Source organism: Janthinobacterium sp. LS2A (assembly GCF_036543145.1).
Lineage (GTDB): Bacteria > Pseudomonadota > Gammaproteobacteria > Burkholderiales > Burkholderiaceae_D > Janthinobacterium > Janthinobacterium aestuarii.
Genome location: NZ_JAZHPB010000006.1, coordinates 293,057 through 310,061 on the forward strand (window position 1 = coordinate 293,057; position 17,005 = coordinate 310,061).

The following is a 17,005-nucleotide window of genomic DNA, read 5'->3' on the forward strand; positions in this document are numbered from 1 at the left end:
GGAGTAAATAACATGACAGAAATATTGACCCCGCTGATCGAACAGCGTGCCGACCCGCATATCTACCGTCACAGCGACGGCTATTATTACTTTACGGCGTCCGTGCCGCAGTACGACCGCATCGAACTGCGCCGTGCCGACAGCATCGCCGGCCTGGCCGACGCGCAAACGGTCGACGTGTGGCACAAGCCGGAAACGGGGCCGTACAGCGAGCTGGTGTGGGCGCCCGAGCTGCACTTCAACCAGGGCGCATGGTATGTGTATTTCGCCGCCGCGCCAAGCCGCGAGATCAAACATAAACTGTTCCAGCACCGCATGTATGCGATTCGCAACACGAACGCCAATCCTTTGATTGGCGAATGGGAATTCATGGGCCAGATCGACACGGGCATCGACACCTTCTGCCTGGACGCCACCACGTTCGAGCACGATGGCGTGCTGTATTACCTGTGGGCGCAGAAAGATGTCGCCATCGAGGGCAATTCGAACCTGTACATCGCGCCGATGGCCACGCCGTGGCAGCTGGCCGGTCCACCCGTGATGCTGAGCAAACCGGAATTCGACTGGGAAATCCGCGGCTTCTGGGTCAACGAAGGGCCGTCCGTGCTGAAGCGCAACGGCAAGATCTTCATCAGCTATTCGGCCAGCGCCACCGATGAAAACTATGCGATGGGCTTGCTGTGGGCCGACGAGTCCGCCGACTTGCTCGATCCTGCGGCGTGGAGCAAGTCGCCCGAGCCCGTGTTTGCCACCTGCTACGAGCACGGCATTTACGGCCCCGGCCACAACAGCTTCACGACGGCCGGCGATGGCGACGGTGTATTGCTGGTGTACCATGCCCGCACCTACACGGAAATCGTTGGCGACCCTTTGTGGAACCCGGACCGCCACACGTTTGTCAAACCGTTGCGCTGGGATGCGCAAGGCATGCCCGTGTTTGGCCGCTCATCGACCCTGTAAAACCTGGACCCGACGCCATGACCCCAGTTGATTCTGTTTCAGTGACGCAGTTGCCGTTCGGCATCCTGCCCGATGGCCAGCACGTCAGCGTATTTACCCTGACGAACCGCCAGGGCATGCAAGTCAAGGTGCTCGACTTTGGCGCCATCATCAGCGAACTCCACGTGCCGGACCGCGACGGCAGCTTTGCCGACGTGGTACTCGGTTTCGACCGCATCGAGCCGTATCTGCACAACAGCGCTTTCCTGGGCGCTGTCATCGGCCGCTTCGGCAACCGCATCGCCGAGGGACGGTTCAGTCTGGACGGCAAGGATTACCAGTTGGCCGTCAACAACCCGCCGAACCACTTGCATGGCGGAAACCAGGGTTTTCACCAGGTCATGTGGCAAGCCGCGCCGTTCACCAGGGATGACGCCGCCGGTATCACGTTCACGCGCAGCAGCCCGCACGGCGAAGACGGCTACCCGGGCAAGCTGGATGTCACCGTCGTGTACGAACTGGACAACGATAACGCGCTGAGCCTGCGCTATCACGCCGTGACGGACCAAGCCACGCCGGTCAACTTGACCAACCACAGCTATTTCAATTTGGCGGGGCACGGCGATATCCTCGGCCACGAGTTGTCCATCAACGCGGACCGCTACCTGCCCGTGGACGCGGGGTCGATCCCCTCGGGCGAATTGGCAGATGTGTCCGGCACGCCGTTCGACTTGCGCCAGAGCACCGTCATCGGCAGCAGCATAGCTCTGCCGCATGAGCAGCTGCGCATCGGCCGCGGCTACGACCATAACTTTGTGCTGAATCAAAAGCCGGGGGACAGACTGAACCTGGCCGCCACCGTGCGCGAGCCGCAATCGGGCAGGGCGATGCAGGTATACACGCAGGAGCCGGGCATCCAGTTTTATTCGGGCAATTTCCTCGACGGCAGCCAGCAGGGCAAGCAGGGCGCCATCCGCTACCGCGGCGCGCTATGCCTGGAAACCCAGCATTTCCCGGATTCGCCGAACCAGCCGCACTTCCCGAATACCATTTTGCGCCCGGGCGAGGTGTATCAGACGGAAACGGTCTATCGGTTTTCCGCAGAATAATCGTTGCAGACCCCAAAAACCTTTCACGCCCTGCCGCCACGCGCGCGCAGGGCGTTTTCATTAGTGCTGATGGATATCGTTTTCGATATCGGAACGCATTAAAAATTGATTGGAAAGGCATGGCAGGATTCTTTAGTATTCCAACATCGCTGCCCGGGCCGACGACATTAGATCCGGCATGGCACAACCAGGAGAATGGCATGTCTGAGACAAAAAAGAAGGTTGCCCTGCGCTCTGCCGAGTGGTTCGGCTCGCAGGACAAGAACGGCTTCATGTACCGCAGCTGGATGAAAAACCAGGGCATACCTGACCACGAGTTTCACGGCAAGCCCATCATCGGCATCTGCAATACCTGGTCCGAACTGACCCCTTGCAACGCGCATTTCCGCCAATTGGCCGAGCACGTCAAGCGCGGCATCCTGGAAGCGGGCGGTTTCCCAGTGGAATTCCCTGTCTTCTCGAATGGCGAATCGAATTTGCGCCCGACGGCCATGCTGACGCGCAACCTGGCGTCGATGGACGTGGAAGAATCGATCCGCGGCAATCCGATGGACGCCGTCGTGCTGCTGGTCGGCTGCGACAAGACGACGCCGGCGCTGCTGATGGGCGCTGCCAGCGTCGACATCCCGACCATCGTCGTCAGCGGCGGCCCCATGCTGAACGGCAAGCTCAATGGCAAGGACATCGGTTCCGGCACGGCCGTATGGCAGTTGCACGAGCAGATGAAGGCGGGATCGATCACCTTGCACCAGTTCATGTCGGCCGAATCGGGCATGTCGCGCTCGGCCGGTACCTGTAACACCATGGGCACGGCTTCGACGATGGCCAGCATGGCTGAAGCGCTGGGCACGTCCCTGCCGCACAACGCGGCCATCCCCGCCGTCGATTCGCGCCGCTACGTGCTGGCCCACATGTCGGGCATCCGCATCGTCGAAATGGTGCACGAAGACCTGCGCCTGTCGAAAGTGCTGACGCGCGAAGCGTTTGAAAACGCCATCAAGGTCAACGCCGCCATCGGTGGCTCGACCAATGCCGTGATCCACCTGAAAGCGATTGCCGGCCGCATCGGCGTGCCTTTGGAGCTGGAAGACTGGACCAAGGTAGGCCGCGGCACGCCGACCATCGTCGACTTGCTGCCGTCGGGCCGTTTCCTGATGGAAGAGTTTTATTATGCGGGCGGCTTGCCGGCCGTCATCCGCCGCCTGGGCGAGGGCGATCTGCTGCCGCACAAGAATGCGCTGACCGTCAACGGCAAGTCGCTGTGGGACAACTGCGTCGAAGCGCCGATCTACAACGACGAGGTGGTGCGCACCTTGGATAACCCCTTGCTGGCCGATGGCGGCATTTGCGTGTTGCGCGGCAATCTGGCGCCACGCGGCGCCGTGTTGAAACCGTCGGCCGCCTCGCCACACCTGATGCAGCATCGCGGCAAGGCCGTCGTGTTTGAGGACTTTGAACATTACAAGGCCCGCATCGTTGATCCGGATCTCGATGTCGACGCGAACTCCGTGCTGGTCATGAAGAACTGCGGCCCGAAAGGCTATCCTGGCATGGCGGAAGTAGGCAACATGGGCTTGCCGCCGAAACTGCTGGCGCAAGGCATCACCGACATGGTGCGTATTTCGGATGCGCGCATGAGCGGCACGGCCTACGGCACCGTCGTGCTGCACGTGGCGCCGGAAGCGATGGCCGGCGGTCCGCTGGGCATCGTGCGCGACGGCGACATGATCGCCCTCGATTGCCACAATGGCAGCCTGAACATCGACATCAGCGACGCGGAAATCGCCGAGCGCCTGGCGGCCCGCGAACTGGGCAGCGCGCCCGGGCCGAAGAGCGGCTACCAGCAGCTGTACATCGAACACGTGTTGCAGGCCGATGAAGGCTGCGATTTCGACTTCCTGGTCGGCAATCGCGGTTCCGCCGTGCCGCGCCACTCACATTAAGCGGAGAATCCCATGCTGTTGCTGCAATTTACGAATGAACACGGCGGCCGTCTCGTCGGCCTGCTGCAAGACGACGTCATCCGCGTCATCGAAGGCTACAACACGACGTATGCGCTGGCGCAGGACGCCATCCGAAAGAAAGTCAGCCTGGCGGACCTGGTCAACGCCACGGTCGGCAACACCACGCATTCCTATGCGGACGTGGCCGCTGCCGGACGTGTGCTGCCGCCGCTCGATCATGCCGATGAAGCGCACTGCTACGTGACGGGCACGGGCCTGACCCACCTGGGCAGCGCCGGCGCCCGCGACGCCATGCACAAGAAGATCGGCGGCGACGCGGAATCCTTGAGCGACTCCATGAAAATGTTCCGCCTGGGCGTGGAAGGCGGCAAGCCGGCTGACGGCACGGCCGGCGCCCAGCCCGAATGGTTCTATAAAGGCGACGGCTCCATCGTGCGGGCCGGCGGCCAGCCGCTGCGCATGCCGGACTTTGCCCTCGATGGCGGCGAAGAGCCGGAAATCGCCGGTCTGTATGTAATCGGCGACGACGGCCAGCCCTACCGGGCCGGCTACGCCATCGGCAATGAATTCTCGGACCACATCACGGAGCGCCAGAACTATCTGTACCTGGCCCACTCGAAACTGCGCGCCTGCAGCGTGGGCCCGGCCCTGCTGGTGGGCGAATTGCCCGCGCATATCGCCGGCGCCTCGCGTGTGCTCGATGCGGCTGGCAATGTACGCTGGGAAAAAGCGTTCGTCAGCGGCGAAGAGAATATGTCGCACACGATTGCCAACCTGGAACATCATCACTTCAAGTATCCGCTGTTCAAGCGCCCTGGCGACGTGCACGTACACTTCTTTGGCACGGCAACCTTAAGCTTTGCCGATGGCGTGAGCGTGGCGCCTGGCGAAACCTTTGAAATCGAAGCGCCGGCCTTTGGCCCTGCCTTGCGCAACCGCCTCGATGTCTTCCCAACCGAATTTGCGAAAGTGAGCACATTATGAGTTTCAATATCACCGGTGATGCATTGATCGGCGGCGTCGCCGTCAAGGGCAATGGCGGCTCTTTCGAAGCGTGGGACCCGGCCGCGCGCGCCCACATCGCGCCCGCTTTCCACATGGTCGATGCCGCGCAAATCGACGCGGCGTGCCGCCTGGCCCAAGCCGCATTCGACCCGTTCCGCGCCACCAGCGACGCGGAACGCGCCGATTTCCTCGACACCATCGCCGCGCAAATCCTTGAGCTGGGCGACGACCTGATCGTGCGCGCCATGACGGAAAGCGGCTTGCCGCGCGCGCGCCTGGAAGGCGAACGTGGCCGCACGGTGGGTCAATTGAAATTGTTCGCCGGCTTGCTGCGCGAGGGTTCATGGACCGATGCACGCATCGACAGCCCGCTGCCTGACCGCGTGCCGCCGCGTCCTGACTTGCGTTTGCGCATGATCGGCCTGGGCCCCGTCGCCGTGTTTGCGGCCAGTAACTTCCCGCTGGCCTTCTCGGTGGCCGGCGGCGATACGGCCTCGGCCCTGGCTGCCGGCTGCCCCGTCGTCCTGAAAGCCCACTCGGCCCATCCGGGCACGTCGGAACTGGTGGCGCGCGCCATCGTGAAAGCGATTGCCATCTGCAAGCTGCCGGCCGGCGTGTTCGCCTTGTTGACAGGCACGGGCAATGGCATCGGCCAGACCCTGGTGGCGCATCCCGCCATCCAGGCTGTCGGCTTTACGGGTTCGCGTTCGGGCGGCATCGCCCTGATGAAGGTGGCGGCGGAACGTGCGCAACCGATCCCCGTGTATGCGGAAATGAGCAGCATCAATCCCGTCTTCGTGTTGCCGCAAGCGCTGGCTGCCCGTGGCGCGGCGATCGCCAGCGGTTTTGCCGCTTCGCTGACCATGGGCGTGGGCCAGTTCTGCACCAATCCCGGCCTCGTGCTGGGTCTGGAAGGTCCTGACTTTACGGCGTTTGCCGCCGCTGCCGCCGAAGCGCTGGCGCCGGCGCCTGCCGCCACCATGTTGACGGCTGGTATTGCCAGCAGCTATGCCAAGGGCGTCGCCGCACTGGCGCAGCATGCCGACGTGACGCCGCTGGTGCAAAACACGGGCGACGAAGGCAAGGGCGCCGCCGCCCTGTTCGTTACTTCGGGCGAAGCGTTTTTGGCCAAGCACGATCTGCGCGACGAAGTCTTCGGTCCCGCTTCCCTGCTGGTCGCCTGCCGCGATATCGAGCAATTGCTGGCGATCACGGAAAGCCTGGAAGGCCAGCTGACGGCCACCCTGCAAATCGATGCCGGCGACGTGGCAGATGCGCGCCGTTTGCTGCCCGTGCTGGAACGCCGCGTGGGCCGCATCCTGGCCAACGGTTTCCCGACGGGCGTGGAAGTGTCGACGGCCATGGTGCACGGCGGCCCGTTCCCGGCCACGTCGGATGGCCGCAGCACCTCGGTCGGTACGGCAGCCATCAACCGCTTCCTGCGTCCCGTGTCCTACCAGAACCTGCCGCAAGACTTGCTGCCGGAGTCGCTGCGCGACGATAATCCGCTGGGGATCTGGCGTCGTCACGATGGCGTGCTGGGCAAACTTTAATCACAAAAAATAAAAATACACAGGCGGAGACAAGATGAAGCAATTGGCGAAATATGGCAGCTTGCAGGGCAAGCGCGTGTTCATCACGGGTGGCGGCAGCGGCATCGGCGAATCTTTGGTGGCGGAATTTGCCGCCCAGGGCGCGCTGGTGGCGTTTGTCGATATCGCCGTGGAAGCGAGCGAGGCCCTGTGCCGCCGCCTGGCCGAAGCTGGCCTGACGGCGCCCATTTTCCGCCATTGCGACATCACGGATATCCCATCATTGCAAGCCGTCATGGCCGAACTGGCCGACAAGCTGGGCGACTTCGATATCCTCGTCAACAATGCCGCCAACGACCAGCGCCACCAGGCGCAGGACGTCACCCTGGAATACTGGAACGAGCGCATTGCGATCAATCAGCGTCCCATGTTCTTCACGTGCCAGGCCGTCTTCGAGGGCATGAAGCGCAAGGGCGGCGGTTCCATCATCAACGTCAGCTCGATTTCCTGGCACATGAAGTCGGGCGGCTACCCTGTGTATGCCACCACCAAGGCGGCCGTCGTGGGCCTCACGCGGGGCCTGGCGCGCGACTTTGGCGCCCACAATATCCGCGTCAACACCGTCACACCGGGCTGGGTCATGACGCAGCGCCAGATCGACCTGTGGGTCGACGACGCGGCCGAAGTGGAAATCAAGAAAAGCCAATGCTTGCCCAGCAAGTTGATGCCACAGGACATCGCCGCCATGGTGCTGTTCCTTGCTTCCGATGACGGCGCGATGTGCTCCAGTCAGGAATTCATTGTGGATGCCGGCTGGGTCTAAGCCTTAGCGCATCGTTTAATCCGCGCCGGTACTGACCGGCCCTCCAATCTTGAAACACCGCTCTTGCCGCCTCAACCCCGCGGCAGGAGAGGCATCGCCATATCCATATTGCCGGGTTGATCCCGGCCCTTGCTTTTCACTAAAAAACAGGAGACAGCATGAAACTCATCCATACCAGCATCGTGGCCTTCAGCCTGGCCATAGCCGCCGGCAGCACCTTTGCCGCGCCCGTCAAGGTCACCATCGACGTGGCCAAGCCCGGTGCCGTGATCAACAAGAACGTGTACGGCCAGTTCGCCGAACACCTGGGCACCGGTATCTATGAAGGCATGTGGGTGGGGCCGGAGTCTTCCATTCCGAATACCAAGGGCTGGCGCAACGACGTGCTGGGCGCGCTGAAACAGTTGCACGTGCCGCTGGTCCGCTGGCCAGGCGGTTGTTTTGCCGATGAATACCACTGGAAGGACGGCATCGGCGCACGCGACAAGCGCCCGACCAAGGTCAACACCAACTGGGGCGGCGTGGAAGAATCGAACGCCGTCGGCACGCACGAATTCTTCGACCTGGCCGAGCTCCTGGGCGCGCAGACCTACATCAACGGAAACCTCGGTTCCGGCACGCCGCAGGAAATGTCCGAATGGCTCGAATACATGACGTCGGACAGCAAGTCGACCCTGGCCGAGCTGCGCCGCAAGAATGGCCGTGCCCAGCCGTACAAGGTCGATTACTTTGGCATCGGCAATGAAGCCTGGGGTTGCGGCGGCAATATGCGCCCGCAGTACTATGCCGACCTGTACAAGCACTATCACACCTTCATGAAGACGCCGGAAAGCGCGCGCCCGAAATTCATCGCCAGCGGCGGCAATGACGACGACATCAGCTGGTCCAGCACCCTGAGCCGCGAAATCAAGCCGAACATGATGGACGCCATCAGTTTCCATTACTACACGGTACCGACGGGCGTCTGGGAAAAGAAGGGCGCCGCCACGGGCTTTGGCGAAAATGAGTGGATTTCCACCCTGAGCCGCACCCTGCGCATTGATAGCTTGATCAAGAACAATATCGCCGCCATCGACAAGAACGATCCCTCGAAAAAGACGGGCTTGTACGTCGATGAATGGGGCACCTGGTACGACGTGGAGCCGGGCACCAACACCGGTTTCCTGTTCCAGCAAAACAGCTTGCGCGACGCGCTCGTTGCTGCCCTGAACTTCAATATTTTCCACGCCCACGCGGACCGCGTGCGCATGACGAATATCGCGCAAATGGTCAACGTGCTGCAGGCGATGATCATCACGGACAAGGACAAATATTTCCTCACGCCTACGTATCACGCGTTTGAAATGTACGTGCCGTTCCAGGATGCCACGTCCCTGCCGGTCGCCATCCAGGGTAATGGCAAGTACAGCCTGGGCAAGGTCAGCATTCCGGAAGTGAGCGCCTCGGCCGCGCGCGGCAAGGATGGCAAGGTGTATCTGTCGCTGGTCAACACGAACCCGCACAAGGCGGTCGACGTGAGCGTGGCATTGGCCGGCAAGCAAGTGGCCAGCGTGACGGGCCGCATGCTGACCGCGGGCAAGATGGATGCCGTCAACAGCTTTGCGCAACCGCAAGCCGTGCAGCCGGTGGCGTTTAATGCCCAGGCGCAAGGCGGCAAGCTAACCGTGTCGGTGCCTGCCAAGGCCGTGGTGGTGGTGGCCGTCGACTAAGCTGTCGCTCACCTGTCACTCATCAGGCCGGCCCGCATGACGGGCCGGCTGACCATTTTGGAGAAGACGATGCACACATTGACACGCGGCATGGCCGCCATCCTGAGCACCCTGGCGATCATGGCTGCCGCGCACGCGGCCCAGGTCAGCGTGCACGACCCCGTGATGGCCAAGGAAGGCGACACGTATTATTTGTACAGCACGGGGCCCGGCATCACCTTCTACAGTTCGAAAAACATGGTTGACTGGCAACCGGAAGGGCGCGTCTTCGCCGGTCAGCCTACGTGGGCAAAAACAGCTGCTCCCAGCTTTGACGACCATATCTGGGCGCCCGACGTGCAGTTCCACGACGGGAAATATTATCTGTACTACTCGGTGTCCGGCTTCGGCAAGAACACGTCCGGCATCGGCGTGACCGTCAACACGACCTTGGATCCCCGCTCGCCCGACTATCGCTGGGTCGACCAGGGCATGCTGCTGCAATCGGTGCCCGAGCGCGACGAGTGGAATGCCATCGATTCGAACATCATCACCGATGCCAAGGGCACGCCGTGGATGTCGTTCGGCTCCTTCTGGAATGGCATCAAGCTGGTGAAACTGACGCCGGACTGGACCCACATTGCGGAACCGCAAGAGTGGCACTCGCTGGCCCGACGCGTACCGCTGCCGCCACGCGCGGGTGAATTCAAGCCGGCGCCCGAGGAAATCGAGGCGCCGTTCATCTTCCAGCGCGGCAACGACTACTTCCTCTTCGTTTCCTGGGGCCTGTGCTGCCAGAAGGAAAAAAGCACGTATCACCTGGCCGTGGGACGCTCAAAAAGCGTGACGGGGCCGTATCTGGACAAGGATGGCCGCGACATGGCGCAGGGCGGCGGCACGGTGCTGCTGAAAGGCGACAAGGACTGGCAAGGCCTCGGCCACAACAGTGCCTACACCTTCGATGGCAAGGATTACCTGGTGCTGCACGCCTATGAAACGGCGGACAATTATTTGCAGAAGTTTAAGATCCTGCCCATGACGTGGGACAAGGATGGCTGGCCGCAAGTCGACGCGCGCGACTTGAACCGCTATCAAAGCCGGCAATTGCCGGCCGCCAAACGGTAAGCAGGCCAGGGGATGAGCGGCAGGTGATACGCAAATCGGTATCACAAGCGAAAAAGAATTGATTGGATGGCTATGTTGCTTTCTCCTACCATGGGTTCATAAAAAACCGCCCATCCGGCATCCGGCTGTGATGGTATTCCAAAAAAAACTGGAGACAAGAATGAAATTGACACGCCGCACACTCCTCGCCAGCGCCATGTTGTTGGCACTGTCCGCTACTTCTTCCGCCTTTGCCGCCAAGCCCCTCGTCATGGGCTTTTCGCAGGTGGGCGCCGAAAGCGAATGGCGCACCGCCAATACCGTCTCCATCAAGGATGCGGCCAAGAAAGATGGCGTCACCCTGAAATTTGCCGATGCCCAGCAAAAACAGGAAAACCAGGTCAAGGCCCTGCGCTCGTTCATCGCGCAAAAAGTCGACGTGATCGCCTTCTCGCCAGTCGTTGAATCGGGCTGGGATACGGTTCTGCGCGAAGCCAAGGCTGCCAAGATTCCCGTCATCCTGACGGACCGCGCCGTCAACGTCACCGACAAATCGCTGTACGTGACCTTCATCGGTTCCGATTTCGTGGAAGAGGGCCGCCGCGCCGGCCAATGGCTGCTCGAGCACGCCAAGAAAACCCCGGACGCGCAACTGAACATCGTCGAGCTGCAAGGCACGGTCGGCTCCGCGCCGGCCATCGACCGCAAGGAAGGCTTCCAGGAAGTCATCGGCAAGAATCCGAAATTGAAGATCATCCGTTCGCAAACGGGCGACTTTACGCGCGCCAAGGGCAAGGAAGTGATGGAAGCGTTCCTGAAGGCCGAAGGCAAGAAGATCAACGTGCTGTACGCGCACAATGACGACATGGCCATCGGCGCCATCCAGGCCATCGAAGAAGCGGGCATGAAACCGGGCAAGGACATCATCATCATCTCGATCGATGGCGTCAAAGGCGCGTTCGAAGCCATGATCGCCGGCAAACTGAACGTCACCGTCGAATGCAGCCCGCTGCTGGGCCCGCAATTGATGTCGATCGCCCGCGACGTGGTGGCCGGCAAGCCCGTGCCAGCGCGCATCACGACGGTGGAAGGCGTGTTCCCTGCCGAGGTGGCCGCCAAGGAATTCCCGAACCGTAAGTACTAAGCTTGCCGCATGATGAATACGCAAGCGCAACACAACGCCGCGCCAGCTCCCTTGCTGGAGTTGCGCGGCATCAGCAAGTCCTTTCCTGGCGTCAAAGCCCTCAGCGACGTTGCCCTGCGCCTGTATCCGGGCGAAGTGCACACCTTGATGGGGCAGAACGGCGCCGGGAAATCGACGCTGATCAAGGTGCTGACGGGCGTCTACACGCCCGACAGCGGCCAGATTCTGTTTGAAGGCAAGCCCATCGCCCCCGCATCCACGTCGGATGCGCAGTTGCTCGGCATCAGCACCGTGTACCAGGAAGTCAATCTGTGCCCGAACCTGTCGGTGGCGGAAAACATCTTTATTGGCCGCTACCCGCGCCGCTTCGGGGCCATCGACTGGCGTTCCATGCAGCAGCAGGCGCGTGCCTTGCTGCAGCAATTACAGATCGATATCGATGTCACGGCGCAATTGTCCAGCTTTCCGCTGGCCATCCAGCAAATGGTGGCCATTTCGCGCGCACTGAACATTTCGGCCCGCGTGCTGATCCTCGATGAACCCACGTCCAGCCTGGACGAGGCGGAAGTCAATCTGCTGTTTTCCGTGCTGCGCCGCCTGCGCGAGCAAGGCATGGCGATTCTGTTTGTGACCCACTTCCTCGACCAGACCTACGCCATTTCCGACCGCATCACCGTCATGCGCAATGGCGAGCGCGAGGGCGAATATGCATGCAGCGAACTGTCGCGCCTGGCGCTGGTCAATAAAATGATCGGCGTGGCGGCCGACACGCAGGAGCAAACGCTGGATATGGCGCAGGCAGCGGGCGCCGTCAGCTTCGGTCCGACTGTGCTCGAAGCGCAGGGACTGGGCCGCAAGGGCGCCCTGCTGCCCATGGATTTCCACATCCGCCAGGGCGAATTGCTGGGTCTGGCCGGCTTGCTCGGTTCGGGCCGCACGGAACTGGCGCGTTTGCTGTTCGGCGCCGACAAGGCCGATTCCGGCAGCATCGTCATGCAGGGAAAGATACGCCAGTTCAACGTGCCGCGCGACGCGATCGCCCAGGACATCGGCTTTTGCTCGGAAGACCGCAAGCACGAGGGGGCGATTTTGTCGCTGTCCGTGCGTGAAAACATCATATTGGCCTTGCAGGCCCGCACGGGCTTGCTGCGCGCCATCCCGTTCAAACGCCAGCAGGCGCTGGCCGATGAGTATGTGAAGGCGCTCGGCATCAAGACGGCCAGCATCGAAACGCCGATTGGCAGCCTGTCGGGCGGCAATCAGCAGAAAGCCTTGCTGGCGCGCTGGCTGGTGACGTCGCCGGCCATGCTGATTCTCGATGAACCGACGCGCGGCATCGACGTGCGCGCCAAGCAGGAAATCATGAGTTATGTGAGCAAGCTGTGCCGCAAGGGCATGGCCATCCTGTTCATCTCGTCGGAGCTGCCGGAAGTGCTGCGCTGCAGCGACCGTATTCTCGTCATGCGCGACCGCAAAGCTTGCGGCGACTATGCGCGCGGCGAGCTCGACGACAGCTCCGTGCTGCAAGTGATCGCCGGAGACGCCACATGAGTTTATCCACGCCATCGAACGCGCCCCTGGCGCGTCCGGCTTCCACTACGGGTACGTCCGCCTTGCATACCGTTCTGCACCACCCCTTGAGCCGGCCCCTGGCCGCGCTGTTGCTGCTGTTGCTGGTGGCCTTCTTTGCCATCCCCGGCTTTTTCCATCTGGAAATTCGTGACGGCCACCTGTATGGCAGCGTAATCGACATCGTCAACCGTGCCGCCCCGCTGATGCTGGCGGCCCTGGGCATGACCCTGGTCATTGCCACGCGCGGCATCGACATTTCCGTAGGCGCCGTCGTGGCCCTGTCCGGCACGGTGGCCGCCATGCTGATCGGTGGCACCATGGTGATGGATAACGGCGTGCCGACCTACGTGAGCAACATCCCGATGGGCTGGGCCCTGGCCGCCGCCCTGGGCGCGGCCCTGCTGTGCGGCGCCTGGAATGGCGTGCTGGTGGCGGGCCTGGGTTTGCAGCCCATCGTCGCGACATTGATACTGATGGTGGCGGGGCGTGGCCTGGCGCAATTGCTGACGGATGGGCAGATCGTCACCGTCTATTATCAACCGTTCTTTTTCATCGGCAGCGGTTACCTGTTCGGCTTGCCGTTTTCGCTGTTCCTCGTCGCTGCCGTGTTCATCATCACGGCCGTGCTGATGCGCAAGACGGCCCTGGGCCTGTTTATCCAGGCCGTCGGCATCAACCCCGTCGCCGCGCGCCTGGCCGGCATCAAGACGGCGACGCTGATCTTTTTCGTCTACGTGTTTTGCGCCGCCTGCGCGGGCCTGTCGGGCCTGATGATCAGCTCGAACATCAAGAGCGCCGACGCCAATAACGCGGGCCTGATGCTGGAACTCGACGCCATCCTGGCAGTCACCCTGGGCGGTACCTCCTTGGCTGGCGGCAAGTTCAGTCTCGTTGGCAGCATGATCGGCGCCCTCATCATCCAGACCCTGACCTACACGATCTATTCGCTGGGCGTGCCGCCGGAAGTGAACATGGTCGTCAAGTCGGTCGTCGTCTTCCTCGTCTGCCTGTCGCAATCGTCGGAATTCAAGCAATTGCTGCATCGGAGAAAAGCATGAAGGGCTTGCTGCATACCCCGTATTTCACCTCGCTCGTCACGGTCCTGCTGCTGGTGGTGATGCTGGGCCTCGGCGGCGCCGCCTATCCGGGCCTGCTGTCGACGCAAGTGATCTTTAACCTGTTGATCGATAATGCCTTTTTGCTGGTGATCGCCGTCGGCATGACCTTCGTCATCGTTTCCGGCGGCATCGATCTGTCCGTCGGTTCCGTGCTGGCCCTGTCGACCATGATCGCCGCCTGGCTGCTCAACGTGGCGCACTGGCCGCCGCTCTTGGTGATCGTCACGGTGCTGGCACTGGGCACCGTGTTTGGCGCCAGCATGGGCGCGCTGATCCATTACTTCAAATTGCAGCCCTTCATCGTCACCCTGGCCGGCATGTTTCTGGCACGCGGGTTGTGCTATTTGATCAGCATCAACTCGATCACCATCGATGATCCGCTGTTCGTGGCCATGTCGCAGACGCAATTGCAGTTTCTCGGCGGTTTCGTTTCGCCCGGTGTCGTGATTGCCGTGATCACGTTGCTCTTGGCCATCTGGCTGGCGCACGCCACGCCGTTCGGCCGCGCCGTGTATGCGATCGGCGGCAATGAACAGTCGGCCCTGATGATGGGGCTGCCCGTGGGCCGCACCAAGGTCTTTATCTATGCCTTCAGCGGCTTTTGCGCCGCGCTCGGCGGCGTGCTGTTTTCGTTCTACATGCTGTCCGGCTATGGCTTGCATGCGCAAGGCACGGAACTGGACGCGATTGCCGCCGTCGTCATCGGCGGCACCCTGCTCAGCGGCGGCTATGGCTACGTGGCGGGGGCGCTGTCCGGCGTGCTCGTGCTCGGCACCATCCAGACCCTGATCGCCTTCGACGGCACGCTCAGCTCGTGGTGGACCAAGATCGTCATCGGTGGCTTGCTATTCGTCTTTTGCGTCGTGCAAAGACTGATGGCCATGGGCCAGAAGAATACCAATCGGAGTTAATACCATGTTTCACAAGAAAAAACTTGCCGCAGCCATCGGCATGGCGGCGGCGCTCGCCTGCGCCCCATTCGTCGCACAGGCGGCCAACCCCATCGTCAAGGATATCTACACGGGCGACCCGGCCGCGCTGGTGGACAATGGCAGGGTCTACCTGTACGTGGGCCACGATGAAGCGAGCGCCACGGATACGGATTACCGCATGCACGAGTGGCGCGTATATTCCTCGTGCGACATGGCGAACTGGACGGATCACGGCTCGCCCGTGCGCTTTTCCACCTTCGCCTGGGCTGGCAAGGATGCGTGGGCAGGTGACATCGTCAAGCGCGGCAATAAATACTATTTCTATTCGACCGTCGACCATAAAACCATTCCCGGCAAAGCCATCGGCGTGGCCGTCTCCGACAGCCCGACCGGGCCGTTCGTCGATGCGCGCGGCAGCGCCCTGGTCACGAACGACATGACGAAGCAGACGGCCATTCCCTGGGACGATATCGACCCGGCCGTCTTTATCGACACGGATGGCCAGGCCTACATTTACTGGGGCAACACGGTCTTGAAATACGCCAAGCTGAAAGCCAATATGACGGAGCTGGACGGCCCGATTCTGACCTTCGGCATGGATGCGTTCACGGAAGCGGCCTATATGCACAAGCATGCGGGTACGTATTATTTGTCGTACTCGCGCAATTTCCCCGAGGAGACGGCGTATTCGACGGGGCCGACACCGACGGGGCCCTGGCATTTCCGCGGCACCATCATGGACAAGAATGCCGTCGTGAAAACCATTCACCAGGCCATCATCGAGTTCAATGGCAAGTCCTACATCTTCTATCACAACGACAAGTTGCCCGGCGGCGGAGAATACCGGCGTTCCGTGGCCGTGGAAGAGCTGAACTACAAGCCGGACGGCACCATCGAATTCATCCAGCAAACGGCTGGCCCGGCCGCCAACCCGAGCGCCGCCTGCAAGGCATTGTGAACGCTTGTTGACCAAGTATAAAAAGGAGACATACCGATATCTATAATATCGATATTGAATTAAAACTGATATCGATCATGATATGATTTATTCATGGATACCCTCAACCCCAACTGGTTCTTGCGAGCCCGCCTGAAGACGCGGCAATTGCTGCTGTTGATCGCCCTTGACGAGCAGCGCAACATCCACCGCGCGGCGGAAGAATTGCACATGACGCAGCCGGCCGCGTCCAAGCAAATCAAGGATCTGGAAGAGATGCTGGACGTGCGCCTGTTCGACAGGTTACCGCGCGGCATGGAGCCGACGATCTACGGCGAGACGATGATACGCCACGCGCGCATGGCCCTGACGAGCCTGTCGCTGGCGCATGACGACATCGTTGCCCTGAAGTCGGGCCTGACGGGCCAGGTGGAAGTGGGCGTCATCATGACGCCGGCCATGGCCTTGCTGCCGCGCGCGATTGCCCGCATCAAGCAGCAGGCGCCGTTGATGCGCATCGGCGTGCATCTGGAGCACAGCAATACGCTGATGGACATGCTGCAGCACGGCACCCTCGATTTCATGATCGGGCGCATCCTGGAAAAGGAAAGCAGCGCGGGACTCATCTACGAGGAATTGACGGAAGAGCCGGCCAGCGCCGTGGCGCGCAATGGCCATCCGCTGCTGTCGCGCAAAAATCTGCAATTGAAGGATTTGGCGGGGCAGCCGTGGATTCTACCGCCGCAAGGCAGCATTCTGCGCCACCGCTTCGACATGATGTTCCGCCGCGCGGGCCAGGAACCGCCCGTCGACGTGGTCGACACGACCGCCTTGCTCCTGATCACGTCCTTGCTGCAGCAGACGGATTCGCTGCATGTGATGCCGACGGAAGTGGCGCACTACTACGAATCGTTGAACGTGCTGAGCATCTTGCCCATCGAACTGCCGTGCAAGATGGATGCGTTCGGGATTATCCGGCAGCAGGACCACTTGCTGTCGCCGGGGGCGGATATGCTGCTCAAGGCCGTGCGGGCCACGGCGGCGGATATGTATTGAGTGCTGTGATGGTGTTGTCGGATTACGCGCTTGCGCGCTAATCCGACCTACGCCACATGGTAGGTCGGATTAGCCCGCAGGG

At 61.6% G+C, this 17,005-nt stretch carries 14 protein-coding genes; all 14 read left to right on the top strand.

The window, feature by feature from the left end:
* The first annotated feature begins 12 nt into the window (after nucleotides 1-12).
* A complete protein-coding gene (locus V3C40_RS18850) occupies nucleotides 13-960 on the top strand; it encodes a glycoside hydrolase family 43 protein (RefSeq protein ID WP_331778240.1) in 948 nt (315 codons plus the stop codon).
* A gap of 17 nt (nucleotides 961-977) precedes the next feature.
* Entirely contained in the window at nucleotides 978-2,048 is a 1,071-nt protein-coding gene (locus V3C40_RS18855; RefSeq protein WP_219328536.1) for an aldose epimerase family protein, read from the top strand.
* 200 nt (nucleotides 2,049-2,248) lie between these two features.
* Nucleotides 2,249-3,991, top strand: a complete 1,743-nt coding sequence (locus V3C40_RS18860; RefSeq protein WP_034752921.1) for an IlvD/Edd family dehydratase — start codon at nucleotides 2,249-2,251, stop codon at nucleotides 3,989-3,991.
* A 12-nt stretch (nucleotides 3,992-4,003) separates the two neighbouring features.
* Complete coding sequence (gene araD1 / locus V3C40_RS18865; protein ID WP_072455902.1) at nucleotides 4,004-4,996, top strand: AraD1 family protein; 993 nt, start codon at nucleotides 4,004-4,006, stop codon at nucleotides 4,994-4,996.
* Entirely contained in the window at nucleotides 4,993-6,570 is a 1,578-nt protein-coding gene (locus V3C40_RS18870) for an aldehyde dehydrogenase (NADP(+)) (RefSeq protein WP_331778241.1), read from the top strand. Before araD1 ends, V3C40_RS18870 begins: the two co-directional genes overlap by 4 nt.
* 34 nt (nucleotides 6,571-6,604) lie before the next feature.
* A complete protein-coding gene (locus tag V3C40_RS18875) occupies nucleotides 6,605-7,372 on the top strand; it encodes an SDR family NAD(P)-dependent oxidoreductase (RefSeq protein WP_034752926.1) in 768 nt (255 codons plus the stop codon).
* 158 nt (nucleotides 7,373-7,530) lie between these two features.
* Nucleotides 7,531-9,081, top strand: coding sequence for an alpha-N-arabinofuranosidase (locus tag V3C40_RS18880; protein ID WP_331778242.1), 1,551 nt, complete (start codon nucleotides 7,531-7,533; stop codon nucleotides 9,079-9,081).
* A 69-nt stretch (nucleotides 9,082-9,150) separates the two neighbouring features.
* Nucleotides 9,151-10,185: an arabinan endo-1,5-alpha-L-arabinosidase gene (locus V3C40_RS18885; RefSeq protein ID WP_331778243.1), complete on the top strand. Its 1,035-nt coding sequence runs from the start codon at nucleotides 9,151-9,153 to the stop codon at nucleotides 10,183-10,185.
* 160 nt (nucleotides 10,186-10,345) lie between these two features.
* The gene (locus tag V3C40_RS18890) at nucleotides 10,346-11,308 is read left to right on the top strand and encodes an ABC transporter substrate-binding protein (protein ID WP_034752929.1); all 963 of its coding nucleotides are present in this window, start codon (nucleotides 10,346-10,348) and stop codon (nucleotides 11,306-11,308) included.
* 9 nt (nucleotides 11,309-11,317) lie between these two features.
* Nucleotides 11,318-12,859 (top strand): sugar ABC transporter ATP-binding protein, encoded by a 1,542-nt coding sequence (locus V3C40_RS18895; RefSeq protein WP_219328531.1) that lies wholly within the window; start codon nucleotides 11,318-11,320, stop codon nucleotides 12,857-12,859.
* The gene (locus tag V3C40_RS18900) at nucleotides 12,856-13,938 is read left to right on the top strand and encodes an ABC transporter permease (protein WP_139091368.1); all 1,083 of its coding nucleotides are present in this window, start codon (nucleotides 12,856-12,858) and stop codon (nucleotides 13,936-13,938) included. Before V3C40_RS18895 ends, V3C40_RS18900 begins: the two co-directional genes overlap by 4 nt.
* Nucleotides 13,935-14,909, top strand: a complete 975-nt coding sequence (gene yjfF, locus V3C40_RS18905; RefSeq protein ID WP_035823670.1) for a galactofuranose ABC transporter, permease protein YjfF — start codon at nucleotides 13,935-13,937, stop codon at nucleotides 14,907-14,909. The genes V3C40_RS18900 and yjfF overlap by 4 nt, the downstream gene beginning before the upstream one ends.
* Before the next feature lie 4 nt (nucleotides 14,910-14,913).
* Complete coding sequence (locus V3C40_RS18910) at nucleotides 14,914-15,888, top strand: glycoside hydrolase family 43 protein (RefSeq protein WP_331778244.1); 975 nt, start codon at nucleotides 14,914-14,916, stop codon at nucleotides 15,886-15,888.
* Between the two features lie 93 nt (nucleotides 15,889-15,981).
* Nucleotides 15,982-16,923 (top strand): LysR family transcriptional regulator, encoded by a 942-nt coding sequence (locus V3C40_RS18915; protein ID WP_034752932.1) that lies wholly within the window; start codon nucleotides 15,982-15,984, stop codon nucleotides 16,921-16,923.
* The last annotated feature ends 82 nt before the right edge of the window (nucleotides 16,924-17,005 follow it).

Excerpts from the sequence above, each read along its gene's own strand:
- V3C40_RS18850 (WP_331778240.1), top strand. The coding sequence starts at position 13 with ATGACAGAAATATTGACCCCGCTGATCGAACAGCGTGCCGACCCGCAT.
- V3C40_RS18855 (WP_219328536.1), top strand. The coding sequence starts at position 978 with ATGACCCCAGTTGATTCTGTTTCAGTGACGCAGTTGCCGTTCGGCATC.
- V3C40_RS18860 (WP_034752921.1), top strand. The coding sequence starts at position 2,249 with ATGTCTGAGACAAAAAAGAAGGTTGCCCTGCGCTCTGCCGAGTGGTTC.
- araD1 (WP_072455902.1), top strand. The coding sequence starts at position 4,004 with ATGCTGTTGCTGCAATTTACGAATGAACACGGCGGCCGTCTCGTCGGC.
- V3C40_RS18870 (WP_331778241.1), top strand. The coding sequence starts at position 4,993 with ATGAGTTTCAATATCACCGGTGATGCATTGATCGGCGGCGTCGCCGTC.
- V3C40_RS18875 (WP_034752926.1), top strand. The coding sequence starts at position 6,605 with ATGAAGCAATTGGCGAAATATGGCAGCTTGCAGGGCAAGCGCGTGTTC.
- V3C40_RS18880 (WP_331778242.1), top strand. The coding sequence starts at position 7,531 with ATGAAACTCATCCATACCAGCATCGTGGCCTTCAGCCTGGCCATAGCC.
- V3C40_RS18885 (WP_331778243.1), top strand. The coding sequence starts at position 9,151 with ATGCACACATTGACACGCGGCATGGCCGCCATCCTGAGCACCCTGGCG.
- V3C40_RS18890 (WP_034752929.1), top strand. The coding sequence starts at position 10,346 with ATGAAATTGACACGCCGCACACTCCTCGCCAGCGCCATGTTGTTGGCA.
- V3C40_RS18895 (WP_219328531.1), top strand. The coding sequence starts at position 11,318 with ATGATGAATACGCAAGCGCAACACAACGCCGCGCCAGCTCCCTTGCTG.
- V3C40_RS18900 (WP_139091368.1), top strand. The coding sequence starts at position 12,856 with ATGAGTTTATCCACGCCATCGAACGCGCCCCTGGCGCGTCCGGCTTCC.
- yjfF (WP_035823670.1), top strand. The coding sequence starts at position 13,935 with ATGAAGGGCTTGCTGCATACCCCGTATTTCACCTCGCTCGTCACGGTC.
- V3C40_RS18910 (WP_331778244.1), top strand. The coding sequence starts at position 14,914 with ATGTTTCACAAGAAAAAACTTGCCGCAGCCATCGGCATGGCGGCGGCG.
- V3C40_RS18915 (WP_034752932.1), top strand. The coding sequence starts at position 15,982 with ATGGATACCCTCAACCCCAACTGGTTCTTGCGAGCCCGCCTGAAGACG.